The sequence below is a fragment of the Microbacterium sp. LKL04 genome (assembly GCF_900102005.1).
GTDB lineage: Bacteria > Actinomycetota > Actinomycetes > Actinomycetales > Microbacteriaceae > Microbacterium.
Genome location: NZ_LT627736.1, coordinates 1,202,221 through 1,214,618, shown reverse-complemented (window position 1 = coordinate 1,214,618; position 12,398 = coordinate 1,202,221). Strand labels below are relative to the sequence as shown.

At 69.9% G+C, this 12,398-nt stretch carries 16 protein-coding genes; 11 read left to right on the top strand and 5 right to left on the bottom strand.

Features of this window, described 5'->3' with window-relative positions; translation table 11 throughout:
* The 7 genes from BLP38_RS06050 to BLP38_RS06020 all read left to right on the top strand — a co-directional run bounded on the left by BLP38_RS06050 (position 1) and on the right by BLP38_RS06020 (position 4,741).
* Positions 1-705, top strand: a complete 705-nt coding sequence (locus BLP38_RS06050) for an AzlC family ABC transporter permease (protein ID WP_091354458.1) — start codon at positions 1-3, stop codon at positions 703-705.
* Positions 702-1,016: a branched-chain amino acid transporter AzlD gene (locus BLP38_RS06045; RefSeq protein ID WP_091354454.1), complete on the top strand. Its 315-nt coding sequence runs from the start codon at positions 702-704 to the stop codon at positions 1,014-1,016. The genes BLP38_RS06050 and BLP38_RS06045 overlap by 4 nt, the downstream gene beginning before the upstream one ends.
* Positions 1,017-1,042: 26 nt before the next feature.
* A complete protein-coding gene (locus BLP38_RS06040) occupies positions 1,043-1,435 on the top strand; it encodes a DUF6113 family protein (protein WP_091354450.1) in 393 nt (130 codons plus the stop codon).
* A gap of 9 nt (positions 1,436-1,444) precedes the next feature.
* Entirely contained in the window at positions 1,445-1,765 is a 321-nt protein-coding gene (gene fdxA, locus BLP38_RS06035) for a ferredoxin (protein ID WP_018188277.1), read from the top strand.
* Between the two features lie 7 nt (positions 1,766-1,772).
* Positions 1,773-2,885: a succinyldiaminopimelate transaminase gene (gene dapC, locus BLP38_RS06030; protein ID WP_091354447.1), complete on the top strand. Its 1,113-nt coding sequence runs from the start codon at positions 1,773-1,775 to the stop codon at positions 2,883-2,885.
* 124 nt (positions 2,886-3,009) lie between these two features.
* Entirely contained in the window at positions 3,010-4,281 is a 1,272-nt protein-coding gene (locus BLP38_RS06025; protein ID WP_425312248.1) for a citrate synthase, read from the top strand.
* A 28-nt stretch (positions 4,282-4,309) separates the two neighbouring features.
* A complete protein-coding gene (locus BLP38_RS06020; protein ID WP_231916575.1) occupies positions 4,310-4,741 on the top strand; it encodes an SHOCT domain-containing protein in 432 nt (143 codons plus the stop codon).
* Between the two features lie 5 nt (positions 4,742-4,746).
* Here the strand turns inward: BLP38_RS06020 and dapD are convergent, their stop codons facing one another.
* Positions 4,747-5,691, bottom strand: a complete 945-nt coding sequence (gene dapD, locus BLP38_RS06015) for a 2,3,4,5-tetrahydropyridine-2,6-dicarboxylate N-succinyltransferase (protein ID WP_091354442.1) — start codon at positions 5,689-5,691, stop codon at positions 4,747-4,749.
* Positions 5,692-5,728: 37 nt separating this feature from the next.
* Between dapD and dapE the strand changes: the two genes are divergently transcribed.
* From dapE to BLP38_RS06000, 3 genes are all read left to right on the top strand, one after another.
* Positions 5,729-6,805 carry a succinyl-diaminopimelate desuccinylase gene (dapE, locus tag BLP38_RS06010; RefSeq protein WP_091354439.1) on the top strand — a complete coding sequence of 359 codons (1,077 nt, stop codon included), beginning with the start codon at positions 5,729-5,731 and terminating at the stop codon, positions 6,803-6,805.
* Positions 6,787-7,986, top strand: a complete 1,200-nt coding sequence (locus BLP38_RS06005) for a hypothetical protein (protein WP_091354435.1) — start codon at positions 6,787-6,789, stop codon at positions 7,984-7,986. Before dapE ends, BLP38_RS06005 begins: the two co-directional genes overlap by 19 nt.
* 93 nt (positions 7,987-8,079) lie before the next feature.
* The gene (locus BLP38_RS06000) at positions 8,080-8,253 is read left to right on the top strand and encodes a DUF3117 domain-containing protein (RefSeq protein ID WP_064506455.1); all 174 of its coding nucleotides are present in this window, start codon (positions 8,080-8,082) and stop codon (positions 8,251-8,253) included.
* 65 nt (positions 8,254-8,318) lie between these two features.
* Here BLP38_RS06000 and BLP38_RS05995 read toward each other — a convergent pair whose 3' ends face one another.
* Positions 8,319-8,957 carry an O-methyltransferase gene (locus BLP38_RS05995; RefSeq protein WP_091354430.1) on the bottom strand — a complete coding sequence of 213 codons (639 nt, stop codon included), beginning with the start codon at positions 8,955-8,957 and terminating at the stop codon, positions 8,319-8,321.
* Positions 8,958-9,031: 74 nt separating this feature from the next.
* On the opposite strand from BLP38_RS05995, the gene BLP38_RS05990 reads away from it, so the two are divergent.
* A complete protein-coding gene (locus tag BLP38_RS05990) occupies positions 9,032-9,418 on the top strand; it encodes a Sec-independent protein translocase TatB (RefSeq protein ID WP_091354426.1) in 387 nt (128 codons plus the stop codon).
* A 19-nt stretch (positions 9,419-9,437) separates the two neighbouring features.
* On the opposite strand, the gene BLP38_RS05985 is transcribed toward BLP38_RS05990, so the two are convergent.
* From BLP38_RS05985 to BLP38_RS05975, 3 genes are read right to left on the bottom strand one after another with little or no spacing between them, the layout of a single operon-like run.
* On the bottom strand, positions 9,438-10,571 hold the full coding sequence (locus BLP38_RS05985) for an Mrp/NBP35 family ATP-binding protein (protein ID WP_091354422.1): 1,134 nt from the start codon (positions 10,569-10,571) through the stop codon (positions 9,438-9,440).
* Positions 10,568-11,104, bottom strand: a complete 537-nt coding sequence (locus BLP38_RS05980) for a DUF1003 domain-containing protein (RefSeq protein WP_091354419.1) — start codon at positions 11,102-11,104, stop codon at positions 10,568-10,570. The genes BLP38_RS05985 and BLP38_RS05980 overlap by 4 nt, the downstream gene beginning before the upstream one ends.
* Entirely contained in the window at positions 11,104-12,366 is a 1,263-nt protein-coding gene (locus BLP38_RS05975; protein ID WP_091354415.1) for a magnesium transporter MgtE N-terminal domain-containing protein, read from the bottom strand. The genes BLP38_RS05980 and BLP38_RS05975 overlap by 1 nt, the downstream gene beginning before the upstream one ends.
* Between the last annotated feature and the right edge of the window lie 32 nt (positions 12,367-12,398).

Genomic DNA, 12,398 nt, shown 5'->3' with positions numbered 1-12,398 from the left:
GTGACGGGGGAGCAGCCTCCGACTCGTCGGGCCTGGCGTGACTCCCTCGGGGTCGTGCTCGCGACGAGTGCCTACGGCATCTCGTTCGGCGCACTCGCGGTGACGTCGGGTCTCGACGTCTGGCAGACGTGCGTCCTCAGCCTCCTGATGTTCACCGGCGGATCGCAGTTCGCGTTCGTCGGTGTCATCGGGGGAGGCGGACTGCCGGGCGCGGCGATCGCTTCGGCGGGGCTGCTCGGCATCCGCAATGTCGCGTACGGGCTGCGGATGTCCCCGGTCATCGGCGACGGTTTCTGGCGCCGGGCCGCGGCCTCCCACTTCACGATCGACGAATCGACGGCCGTCGCCCTCGCGCAGCCGGATGCCGCGGCTCGCCGCGTCGGCTTCTGGGTGACCGGCATCGGCATCTACCTCGGCTGGAACGTGACGACCCTCGCGGGCGCCCTGCTGGGCGACGTGCTCGGCGACGTGAAGGCGTACGGATTGGATGCCGCGGCCGCCGCCGCCTTCCTCGCCCTGCTCTGGCCGCGCCTGCGTCGACGTCAGGCGATCGCGGTGGGGGTCGCCGCCGCCGTGGTCGCCGTGGTTCTCACCCCCGCGCTCATGCCGGGAGTGCCGGTCCTCGTCGCCGCGCTGGTCGCCATCGTGGTGGGGTGGACCAACTGGTTCGCGTCGCGCACCTCCTCGCCTGGAGCCGCCGCGTGACACTCTGGCATTCCGTTCTCCTGGCCTCCATCGTCTGCGTGGCGCTGAAGACCGCCGGCTACCTCGTCCCGCCCGCCTGGTTCGAGGCGCCTCGGCCGTCGCGGACGATCGACCTGCTCACGGTCGCCCTCCTCTCCGCTCTCGTCGTCGTCCAGACGCTGGGCGTCGGCCAGGCGATCGTGGTGGACGCCCGAGTGCCGGCCGTCGTCGTCGCCGGTGGCCTCTTGGCGCTGCGGGCGCCCTTCCTGGTCGTGGTGCTGGCCGCGGCGGTCGTCGCCGCCCTCCTGCGGCTCTCGGGCATCGCGGCCTGAGAGCACACAGGTCCCGCGCCTAGACTGTGCGGGTGAACGCCCTCCTCGCCCGCATCGCCACCTGGGTGCTCGCCGCCGTCATCGGCGTCGTCTACGGCGTGGCGGGGACGATCGGGCAGGCCGCCGTCTGGGGAGTCATCCCGGTGGGCCTTCTGGTCGCATCCATCGGCTTCATCGCCCTGCTCATCGCCGTCCGTACCCTTACGGGCGAGCGAACGTCCGCTCTCGCCTGCGGCATCGGTGCCATGCTCGCGACGCTCGTCTTCGCCAACGAGGGACCGGGCGGTTCGGTCGTGGTCCCCGCGCCGCCGGAGGGTGCGGCGATCACCCCCGGTCTCATCTGGACGTTCCTGGTCCCGCTGGCCGCTGCGCTCGTCGTCGCGTGGCCGACGGCATCCCGCCTCCGATCCACGAACTAGACTCGTCCTGTGACGTATGTGATCGCTCTCCCGTGCGTGGATGTGAAGGACCGAGCCTGCATCGACGAATGTCCCGTCGACTGCATCTACGAAGGCGAACGCTCTCTCTACATCCACCCCGATGAGTGCGTCGACTGCGGCGCCTGCGAACCGGTGTGCCCCGTCGAGGCCATTTACTACGAAGACGATCTCCCCGCCGAGTGGCAGGACTACTACACGGCGAACGTCGAGTTCTTCGAGGACCTCGGTTCGCCGGGTGGTGCCGCCAAGGTCGGCGTCATCGCCAAGGATCACCCCGTCATCGCCGGGCTGCCGCCGCAGGCGCACTGATCCGTCGATGAGCGTCCACGATCTCGCCGATTACCCGTGGGACGCCGTGGCCCCGTACGCGGAGCGCGCCCGGCAGCATCCCGACGGCATCGTCGACCTCTCGATCGGCTCGCCGGTCGATCCGACCCCGGCGGTCGTCGCCGACGCTCTGCGAAGCGCGACCGATGCGCACTCCTATCCGCAGACGGTCGGCACGCTCGCCCTGCGCGAGGCCATCGCCGGCTGGTACGCCCGCCGCCGAGGCGTCCCGGGGTTGACTCCGGCGCACGTCATCCCGACGGTGGGCTCGAAGGAGCTCGTGGCCCTGCTGCCGCTTCTTCTGGGCGTCGGAGCGGGCGGCACCGTCGTCCACCCGCGCGCCGCGTACCCCTCCTACGAGGTGGGGGCGCGCCTCGTCGGTGCGACCGCTCTCGCCTCGGACGATCCGGACGACTGGCCGGAATCGACGCGTCTGGTGTGGCTGAACACGCCCGGGAACCCCGACGGCCGTGTCCTCGGCGTCGACGAGCTCCGTCGCGCGGCAGCCCGGGCGCGGGAGCTCGGTGCCGTGCTGGCCTCGGACGAGTGCTACGCCGAACTGGGATGGGAAGGTCCGTGGGCGGATGCCGCGGTCCCGAGCATCCTCGATCCGCGGGTCACCGACGGCGACCTGTCGGGCCTGCTGTCGGTCTACTCGCTGAGCAAGCAGTCGAACCTCGCCGGTTACCGTGCCGCCTTCCTCGCCGGCGATCCTGCGATCGTCGCGAGCCTCGTCACCGCGCGGAAGCACCTGGGGCTCATGGTCCCCGGTCCGGTGCAGGCCGCGATGATCGCGGCTCTCGGGGACGATGCGCACGTGGATCACCAGAAGGAGCTCTACCGCGCCCGTCGTGCCGTCCTCAAGCCGGCCGTCGAGGCCGCGGGGTTCCGGGTCGATCGGAGCGAGGGCGGTCTGTATCTCTGGGCCACGGCGGGGGAGGACGCGTGGGCGTCGCTCGGCAGGCTCGCCGAGCTCGGCATCCTGGCTGGCCCCGGACACTTCTACGGCGCCCATTTCCCCGAGCACATTCGCTTCTCTCTGACGGCGACCGACCATCGGATCGCGGAGGCCGCCGCACGATTGACGGCAGCCGCGTCGTAGGTTTCCTCACACGGATCGCTCGATCCATTGGCGCCGTTCGGAGACGCGCTCACACCCCATTAGGCTGTAAAAACCGCCCCGACGACCGCAAGGAGGCTTCGTGACCAACGCGGACACCCCCCAGATGGCCACTGTGACCATCGGTGACAAGACCGCAGAGCTTCCGCTCGTCGCCGGCACCGAAGGCATCCCGAGCGTCGACTTCTCGTCTTTCACGAAGCAGACCGGCCACACGTCGCTCGACTACGGCTTTGTGAACACGGCGTCGACGAAGTCTTCGATCACCTACATCGACGGCGATCAGGGCATCCTGCGCTATCGCGGATACCCGATCGAGCAGCTCGCGCAGCACAGCACGTACCTCGAGGTCGCCTGGCTCCTGCTCTACGGTGAGCTTCCCACGGCCGACGAGCTCGCCGGGTGGGACGAGAAGATCCGTCGCCACACGCTGCTGCACGAGGACCTCAAGCATTTCTTCTCCGCGCTCCCGCACACCGCGCACCCCATGTCGGTGCTGTCGGCGGCCACTGCGGCGCTCTCGACCTACTACGAGGGGCAGAGCGACCCGCACAACCCCGAGCACGTCGAGCTCAACACCATTCGCATGCTCGCGAAGCTCCCCGTCATCGCGGCGTATGCGCACAAGAAGAGCATCGGGCACGCCTTCCTCTACCCCGACAACTCGTTGAGCTTCGTCGACAACTTCCTCAAGCTGAACTTCGGCAACAACGCCGAGCCGTATGAGATCAACCCGGTCATGTCCCGCGCCCTTGAGCGACTGCTCATCCTGCACGCCGACCACGAGCAGAACGCGTCGACCTCGACGGTGCGCCTCGTCGGATCGACCGGAGCGAATCAGTTCTCTTCGATCTCCGCCGGGATCAACGCCCTGTACGGACCGCTCCACGGCGGTGCGAACGAAGCCGTCCTCGACATGCTGGGCCGCATCCGCGACTCCGGTGAGAGCGTGCAGCGCTTCGTCGAGCGGGTCAAGAACAAAGAGGACGGTGTGAAGCTCATGGGCTTCGGACACCGCGTCTACAAGAACTACGACCCGCGCGCGAAGCTCGTGAAGGAGTCCGCGGACGAGGTGCTCCGCGAGCTCGGTGTCGAGGACCCGCTCCTGGCCCTCGCGAACGAACTCGAAGAGATCGCGCTGAGCGACGACTACTTCAAGGAGCGTCGTCTCTACCCGAACGTCGACTTCTACACGGGCGTCATCTACAAGGCGATGGGCTTCCCCACGCGGATGTTCACTCCGCTGTTCGCGATCGGACGCCTGCCGGGCTGGCTCGCCCACTGGCGCGAGATGCAGAACGACCCGCAGACCAAGATCGGCCGCCCGCAGCAGCTGTACACGGGGGCCGCCGAGCGGGAGTACCCGATCTCCCGCTGATCCGCGCCTCGCCCGCTAGGGTGAGCCCATGATGGTCCATGGGGGAGTCGTCGATGCAGTCCGTTCCGCACCGGTGTTGCCGGTGCCGGACGAGGGGGACAGCGGGTTCTTCGATCCCGGGATGCCGGGGCCGGACATGGGTGCGGCCGGAGACGCGTTCGGTGCGGTGTTCGGGCTCGTGGTCGTCGTGATCATCGGCGTCGCCGTGTTCGGGATCGTCGTCGCGGTGCGCAAGCACCGGATTCTGAAGGATGCCGGCGTCGATCCGTTCACGGTGGATGCGGCGATCGCCGCGAAGGTCCTGCGGAGCAACGCGCTCTCCCCGGCGGCACCCACCCCCGAACCCCGGCCCGCGCCGACGATCGAGATGCGTCTCGCCGAGCTCGACGACCTCCGCTCCCGCGGCGTCATCACCGAGGAAGAGCACCGCGACGCACGTGCGGCGGTGTTGCGGGGCTGAATTCCTCAGGCGTGCAGATCGGCGTTCAACGTGACGCCGACGCCGTCGCGGCGCACCGCCTCGACAGCGCCCGTGAGCGAGTTCCGCCGGAACAGGATGCCGTCGTGGCCGGAGAGCTCCGCGCCCTTCGCCGTCGGACGCGTGCCGTCGTGGCGCGCGGACTCACCGGCCAGGATGATCTTGGTACCCGCGGTCACGTAGAGGCCCGCTTCGACGATGCAGTCGTCCCCGAGGGAGATGCCTATGCCGGCGTTCGCGCCGAGCAGCGTGCGCCGGCCGATCGAGACGCGGTGGTCACCGCCTCCGGACAGCGTCCCCATGATGGAGGCGCCCCCGCCGATGTCGCTGCCGTCGCCGACGACGACGCCCTGAGAGATCCGGCCCTCCACCATAGACGCGCCGAGGGTGCCGGCGTTGAAGTTCACGAAGCCCTCGTGCATCACCGTCGTGCCGGGTGCGAGGTGCGCGCCCAGGCGCACCCGGGAGGCATCCGCGATCCGAACTCCCGCCGGCACGACGTAGTCGGTGAGCCGGGGGAACTTGTCGAGACCGCTGACCTGGATCCCGGCGCGCTGCAGCCCCGGACGCAGACGCGTGATGTCGTCGGGGTGGACGGGACCGGCGCTCGTCCAGGCGACGTTCGGCAGGTGACCGAAGACGCCGGTGAGGTTCAGCTCGTTCGGTGCCACCAGGAGGTGGGAGAGGGCGTGGAGACGCAGGTAGGCATCGGACGTGCCGGCGGGTGCGGCGTCGAGGTCGATCTCGACGATGACGACATCGACGGTGACGCCGCGGCGTTCGTCCGGCCCGGCGAAGGCGGCGAGCTCACTCGTGTCGGCGTGGGAGGGTGCGCGGCCCGAGGCGGGAGCCGGGTACCACGTGTCGAGCACCGTGCCGTTCTCGCTCGTCGTCGCCAGACCGATACCCCATACCCACCGCGCGTCGCTCATGATTCCAGGCTATCGGCCCGTCGTTAGACTCGACGTCATGCCCCGGCTCGACCTTCGCTCCAGCGCCGTCGATCTGACGCGCACCATCTGCGACATCCCCAGCGTGTCCGACGATGAGATCGTCCTCGCCGACGCGATCTTCGAGGCCGTCTCGGCACTGCCGCACCTCGAGGTGCACCGCGACGGCGACACGATCGTCGCTCGCACCTCCCTCGGTCGCGCGCAGCGCGTGGCGATCGCCGGGCACATCGACACCGTGCCGATCAACGCGAACGTCCCGACCCGGGACATCGACGTGGACGGCGAGGCCTTCCTGTGGGGCCGCGGCACCGTCGACATGAAGGCAGGCGTCGCGGTGCAACTGAAGCTCGCCGCGGAACTCACCGACCCCCGGGTCGACATCACCTGGATGTGGTACGACCACGAGGAGGTCGCGGCCGATCTGAACGGGCTGAACCGGCTCGCGGCATCCCGCCCCGACCTCTTCGAGGCGGACTTCGCGATCCTCGGCGAGCCCTCGAACGGCGAGGTCGAGGGCGGCTGCAACGGAACGCTCCGCGCCGTCGTGCGCACCTCCGGCGTCCGCGCGCACAGCGCCCGTGCCTGGATCGGTGAGAACGCGATCCATAAGGCCGCGCCCGTCCTCAGTCGGCTCGCGGAGTACCGGCCCCGCGAGATCGAGGTCGACGGGCTCCTGTACCGCGAGGGACTCAACGCAGTCGCGATCCGTGGGGGGATCGCGGGCAATGTGATCCCCGACGCGTGCGAGGTCGACGTCAACTACCGCTTCGCCCCGAACAAGGATGCCGCGGCCGCCGCTGCGCACGTGCGGGACGTCTTCGCCGGATTCGAGGTCGAGATCGTCGATCTCTCCGAGGGCGCCCGTCCGGGGCTCGACGCGCCGCTCGCGCAGGAATTCGTCGCCGCCGTCGGGGCGGTGCCGAAGCCGAAATACGGCTGGACCGACGTCGCCCGGTTCTCGGCGATGGGCGTGCCCGCCGTCAACTACGGCCCCGGTGACCCGTCCCTCGCCCACCACGACGAGGAGCGGGTGCCGCTCTCGCAGATCGAGGACGTCGAGCGGGGTCTGCGGGCATGGCTGAGCGGCGACTGAGGACCGCAGCCTTCGTCGCCGGCACGGTCGCCGCGATCTACATCTCGGCGCGTCTGGTCACCACCCTCTTCTTCTGGACGGCCGCGGAGCTGTCGGGCCCGACCTCGCGATTCGGACCGGATGCCACGATCCCGTCGCTCGCTATGGGATGGGACTCCCAGTGGTACTGGGTCATCGCCGATCGCGGCTACCCGGCCCAGCTCCCGGTGTCGGACACCGGCCAGGTCACCGAGAACGCTTGGGCCTTCATGCCGCTGTACCCGTGGATGGCGCGCGCCCTCGGCACGCTCCTCGGCGGCTATCCCGCGGGCGCCATCGCGCTGGCCGTCGTCGCGGGGTACGCGGCATCCCTCGTCCTGTTCCTCCTGCTCCGCGATCGCATCGGTGACGCGGCGGCTCTGTGGGCGGTGGTGTTCTTCGCCAACGGTCCGCTCGCCGCCCTGTTCCAGATGGGGTACGCGGAATCGCTCCTGCTGCTGTGGCTGTTCCTCGCCCTCTGGGCGCTCGTGCGCCGGCAGTTCGGGTGGATCTATCCGCTCATCGTCGTGATGGGCTTCACGCGGCCCGGGGTGCTGGCTTTCGCGCTGCTCCTCGGGCTGTACGGCATACACCGGTGGGTCCAGCGCAGGCAGGATCCGCTGCCGACGTCGCACATCGTCCACATCATCGCGCTGGGGGCGCTGGCCACCGTCGTCGGCTTCTCCTGGCAGGTGATCGCCGGTGTCGTGACGGGGGACCCCTCTGCATACCTCGACACCGAGCTCGCATGGCGCCGGAGCTGGGTGGGATCGGACGAGCACTTCGTGCCCTTCGCGGGATTCGTCCAGGCAGCGGGCATCTGGTTCGGCATCTGGGGCATCCCCGCCCTGTGGGGGCCCGTCGTGCTCATCCTGCTCGTGGCAGGCGCCGCAGTGTTCCTCCTCCGGTCGCCGCAGGTTCGCAGGCTCGGGCCCGAGATCCGGCTGTGGGGGGCCAGCTATCTGGTGTACCTGCTGGCGGTGTTCTTCCCGCAGTCGAGCGTGTTCCGACTGCTCCTCCCGCTGACTCCCGTCGCGGCGGCCGTCGCGGTGCCCCGGGCGCGCTGGTGGCGGATCGGCGTTCTCGTGCTCTGCCTCGGTGCTCAGTGGCTCTGGATCCACGAGATGCTCGCCCTCGGGGACACGTTCTTCCGGATTCCGTGACGATAAGCGTCCGCTGAGACGCGCGCGCGCCGAAGGCGTTCACCCCATTAGGTAGACTAATGGGGTAGGCCGAAGACGAAAGGGAGCCCCACAATGGCAGCCATGAAGCCGCGCACCGGAGACGGACCTATGGAGGCCGTCAAGGAGGGCCGTCTCATCATCGTGCGTGTTCCGCTCGAGGGGGGCGGTCGACTTGTCGTCTCGGTGAACGATGACGAAGCGAAAGAACTCCACAGCGTTCTCAGCGGGGTCGTCGGCGCCGCCTGACCCCGGTTCGATGCGAAAGGCCGGCCCCTCGGGGCCGGCCTTTTCCGTCGTGCTCCGACGGCGGATCAGTTCGGCTCGGCGACGGTGGTCAGCTGGAGCAGACCCTCACCGACGATCGAGAGTGCGCCGAGGACCGCGGGCGAGGCCTGCGTCTCCTGGATCAGCGACCGATACGCGCTTTCGATGGGTCCTCGCTTGACCGGGTCGGCCACCGCCCCGCCGGCGAGGACGCGCGGCACGAGGACGGTGCCCCCGGCGCGCGCGAGACGCAAGCCGTGCTCCACGTACTCGATGACCCCCTCGGGGTCGGCGTCGATGAGGACGATGTCGTACGACGCCTCGTTCATGCGGGGGAGGACGTCGGCGGCGCGACCGGTGATGAAGCGCACGCGAGCAGGCGGGACGCGGGCATCGGTGAACGCCTTCCGCGCGACCGCGAGGTGCTCGGGCTCCTTGTCGATGGTGGTGAGCGTCGCGCGTGGCGATCCGTGCAGCAACCACAGCCCCGAGACGCCACCGCCGGTCCCGATCTCGACGATGTTCAGCGCGCGGCTGGTCGCGGCGATGACAGCGCACTGCGCGCCCACCTCGGGACTGATCGGGTTCGCGCCGATCTCGAGGGCGTGGGCGCGCGCCCGTGCGATGGCATCGGTCTCGACCGTCGCCTCGGCAGCGAACCGGCGTACCGCCTCGTGATCTCCCATGTCGTGAACCTCCACGCTCAGCCTAGGGGCGTGATCACCGCTGAACCCCCAGGCGCACGGGTAACCTGGGAACCATGTCATTCGGGCTCGATCTGGAGAAGATCCTCCTCATTGGGTTGATCGCCGCCCTCCTGCTCGGGCCCGAGCGTCTGCCTGGCTACGCCGCGTCGCTGGCGCGCCTCACGCGACGGGTCCGCGAATGGCTCGACGGTGCACGGACGCGCGTCAAAGAGGAGATGGGTGACGACTTCGACGAGATCGAATGGCGCAAGCTCGATCCTCGTCAGTACGACCCGCGGCGGATCATCCGCGAGGCCCTCATCGACGATGCCCCGGTGAAGCCGGTGTCGGCCTCGCCCGCCGCTGCCGTCGCGGTCGCCGAGCCGCTCGCCGGCGTCGAGGAGACGGATGACGCGTCGGAGACGCCGTCGACGGTGCCGTTCGACTCCGAGGCGACCTGAGCCGACGCATCCGTTTCCGTCAGGTGCGCGACACCGGCAGAGACCGCCCCGCGAGCGAGCGCCGCGTCGACGTGATGGCGTCGGCGATCCTGGAGATCGCGAGGGCCGCGAGGTCGTCCGGTGCACCCACCACCACGGGGACCCCCGCATCTCCGCCGCGGCGGAGCGCGGGGCTGAGGGGGACCGATCCGAGAAGGGGGACGACGACGTCGTCTGTGGCGAGCGCCGCCGCGACGGCTGCACCGCCGCCCTCACCGAAGAGGTCGACGACGGAGCCGTCGGGCAGAGTGAACGCCGCCATGTTCTCGATGACGCCGAGGATCGACTGACCGGTCTGACGGGCGACGACGCCGCTGCGGACGGCGACCTCGGCTGCGGCCGCCTGCGGTGTCGTCACCACGAGCACCTCCGCGTGCGGCAGCAGCTGTCCCACCGAGATCGCGACATCGCCGGTGCCCGGGGGCATGTCGATGAGCAGGACGTCGAGATCGCCGAAGTGCACGTCCGTGAGGAACTGCTGCACTGTGCGGTGGAGCATCGGTCCGCGCCACGCGACGGCGGGGGAGGCGTCCGGCGGAAGGAACATGCCGATGGAGATCGTCTTCACGCCGTGAGCGACGGGAGGCAGCATGAGGTCGTCGAGCCGCGTGGGCTGTGGTGGCCGACCGTCCGCGTCCGCGAGACCGAGGAGCCCCGGGATCGAGAACCCGTGGACGTCGGCGTCGATGAGGCCCACCGCGAGTCCGCGAGCGGCGAGGGCGACGGCGAGGTTCGCGGTCACGGTGGACTTGCCCACGCCGCCCTTGCCACTCGTGACCGCGATGACCCGGGTCAGGGAGTCGGCGGTGAACGCCATCCGCTTGGTGCCGCGGATGCGCTCGACGAGGGCCGAACGTTCCGCGGGCGTCATGACGCCGACCTCCACGGCGACGTCGCTCACGCCGGCGACGGATGCCGCGGCATCCCGGACGTCCTTCTCGATGCGATCAGCCGCGGGACACCCGACGATGGTCAGCGCGATGCCCACGTGAGCGACGGCACCGTCCACGACGACTCCCCGGACCATGTCGAGCTCGCCGATCGGGCGGCGCAGCTCGGGGTCGATGACCGCGGCCACCGCCCGGCGGACGTCTTCTGCGGCAACGGCGCTCACGAGGTCGGGGAGGCGTCGCCGCGGCGATCGGCGTCGCGCTCGTCGAGGCGGTCCAAGAGCGTTTTGAGCTCCTGGCGGAGGACGTCGCGACTCACCACCTCGTTCTGCATGTCGGTGAGGGCCATGCGGAGGGCCACGACCTCGCGGGCGAGGTACTCGGTGTCGGCGAGGTTGCGCTCGGCCCGCTGGCGGTCCTGCTCGATCTGCACGCGGTCGCGATCGTCCTGACGGTTCTGCGCGAGCAGGATGAGGGGAGCGGCGTACGACGCTTGGAGCGACAGCATGAGCGTGAGGGCCGTGAAGCCCAGGGCGGCGTCGTCGAAGCGGAGCTGATCGGGTGCGGCGGTGTTCCACACGATCCAGGCGACGCAGAACAGCGTGAGGATGAGCAGGAACGCGGGTGTCCCCATGGCCCGAGCGATCCACTCGGTGAAGCGCCCGAAGCGGTCGCGCGAGGGCTGCGGCGCGCGTGTCAGGACGCTCGCCCGCCGCCCGCGCGGAGCCTCGAATCCCGACTTCGGGGCCCGCGCCATCATCGCTGGGCCTCCGGGACGTCGCGGGGCGCATCCTGCGAGCGCCAGTCGTCGGGCAGGAGGTAATCGATGACGTCGTCGACCGTGACCGTGCCGACGAGGTGGCGGGCCTGGTCGACGACCGGCAGCGAGACGAGGTTGTAGCTCGCCAGCAGGCGCGCTACCTCGGCGGCGCTGGCGGCGGTCGTCACGGGCTCCACCGTGTCGTCGATGATCGCGCCGAGGCGCTCATGAGGCGGGTAGCGCAGCATCCGCTGGAAGTGGACCACGCCGAGCAGGCGTCCGGTCGGGGTCTCGTAGGGCGGGAGCGTCACGAACACGGCCGCCGCGAGGGCCGGATGCAGCTCGTGGCGACGGATCAGGGCGAGCGCCTCGGCGACCGTCGCATCGGCGGATAGCACGATCGGCTCGCTCGTCATGAGACCGCCGGCCGTGTCGGGGCCGTGGACGAGGAGGGCGCGGACGTCCTCGGCCTCTTCTGGTTCCATGAGATCGAGCAGCTGCCCGGCGCGCGCGTCGGACAGCTGACCGAGCACGTCGGCGGCGTCGTCCGGCTCCATCGCGTCGAGGACGTCGGCGGCGCGCTCGTCGCCCAGGGCTTCGAGGATGTGCACCTGGTCGTCCTCGGGCATCTCCTCGAGCGCGTCCGCGAGGCGGTCGTCGGGAAGCTCCTCCGCCACCTCGAGCAGCCGCTCCTCGGGCAGGTCGAGGAGCGTGTTGGCGAGGTCTGCGGGCTTCAGTTCAGAGTACGAGGCGACCAGGAGCTCGGCGGATTGCGTCTGGCCGGCGACCTGCTCCTCGCGGACGTCGTCCCACTGCGCGAAGGTCGTAGGGCCCTTGGCGAACGGCGACGCGCTCGTCTTAGGGCGACGCAGGAACAGCTGACCGACGTGCCATTCGCCGAGACGGTCGCGTTCGATGGCGACGTCCTCGATGACGGCCCGACCCGATCCGTCGCTCAGGTGCACGTTCCGGCCGATGAGCTCGGTCATGACCCGGACCTCGCCGCCGCGCTGCTCGAAGCGGCGCACGTTGATGAGTCCCGTGGTGATGACCTGGCCGCTCGCGATCGAGGTGACCCTTCCGATGGAGAGGAAGACGTTGCGTCTGCCGGGGATCTCGACCACCAGGCCGACCACTCGCGGAGGGTCGTCCTTGCGGTAGATGACGACCACGTCGCGGACCCGCCCGAGGCGGTCTCCCGACGGGTCGAAGACGGCGCACCCGGTCAGGCGCGCGACGAAGACCCGCTGCGTACTCACCCGACCAGCGTAGTCGGCGGATCCCTCGCGGT

Bases quoted from the DNA above. Each gene is read 5' to 3' on its own strand.
- dapC (WP_091354447.1), top strand. From the start codon at position 1,773: ATGAGCGTCCACGATCTCGCCGATTACCCGTGGGACGCCGTGGCCCCG.
- BLP38_RS06025 (WP_425312248.1), top strand. From the start codon at position 3,010: ATGGCCACTGTGACCATCGGTGACAAGACCGCAGAGCTTCCGCTCGTC.
- BLP38_RS06020 (WP_231916575.1), top strand. From the start codon at position 4,310: ATGATGGTCCATGGGGGAGTCGTCGATGCAGTCCGTTCCGCACCGGTG.
- dapD (WP_091354442.1), bottom strand. From the start codon at position 5,691: ATGAGCGACGCGCGGTGGGTATGGGGTATCGGTCTGGCGACGACGAGC.
- dapE (WP_091354439.1), top strand. From the start codon at position 5,729: ATGCCCCGGCTCGACCTTCGCTCCAGCGCCGTCGATCTGACGCGCACC.
- BLP38_RS06005 (WP_091354435.1), top strand. From the start codon at position 6,787: ATGGCTGAGCGGCGACTGAGGACCGCAGCCTTCGTCGCCGGCACGGTC.
- BLP38_RS06000 (WP_064506455.1), top strand. From the start codon at position 8,080: ATGGCAGCCATGAAGCCGCGCACCGGAGACGGACCTATGGAGGCCGTC.
- BLP38_RS05995 (WP_091354430.1), bottom strand. From the start codon at position 8,957: ATGGGAGATCACGAGGCGGTACGCCGGTTCGCTGCCGAGGCGACGGTC.
- BLP38_RS05990 (WP_091354426.1), top strand. From the start codon at position 9,032: ATGTCATTCGGGCTCGATCTGGAGAAGATCCTCCTCATTGGGTTGATC.
- BLP38_RS05980 (WP_091354419.1), bottom strand. From the start codon at position 11,104: ATGGCGCGGGCCCCGAAGTCGGGATTCGAGGCTCCGCGCGGGCGGCGG.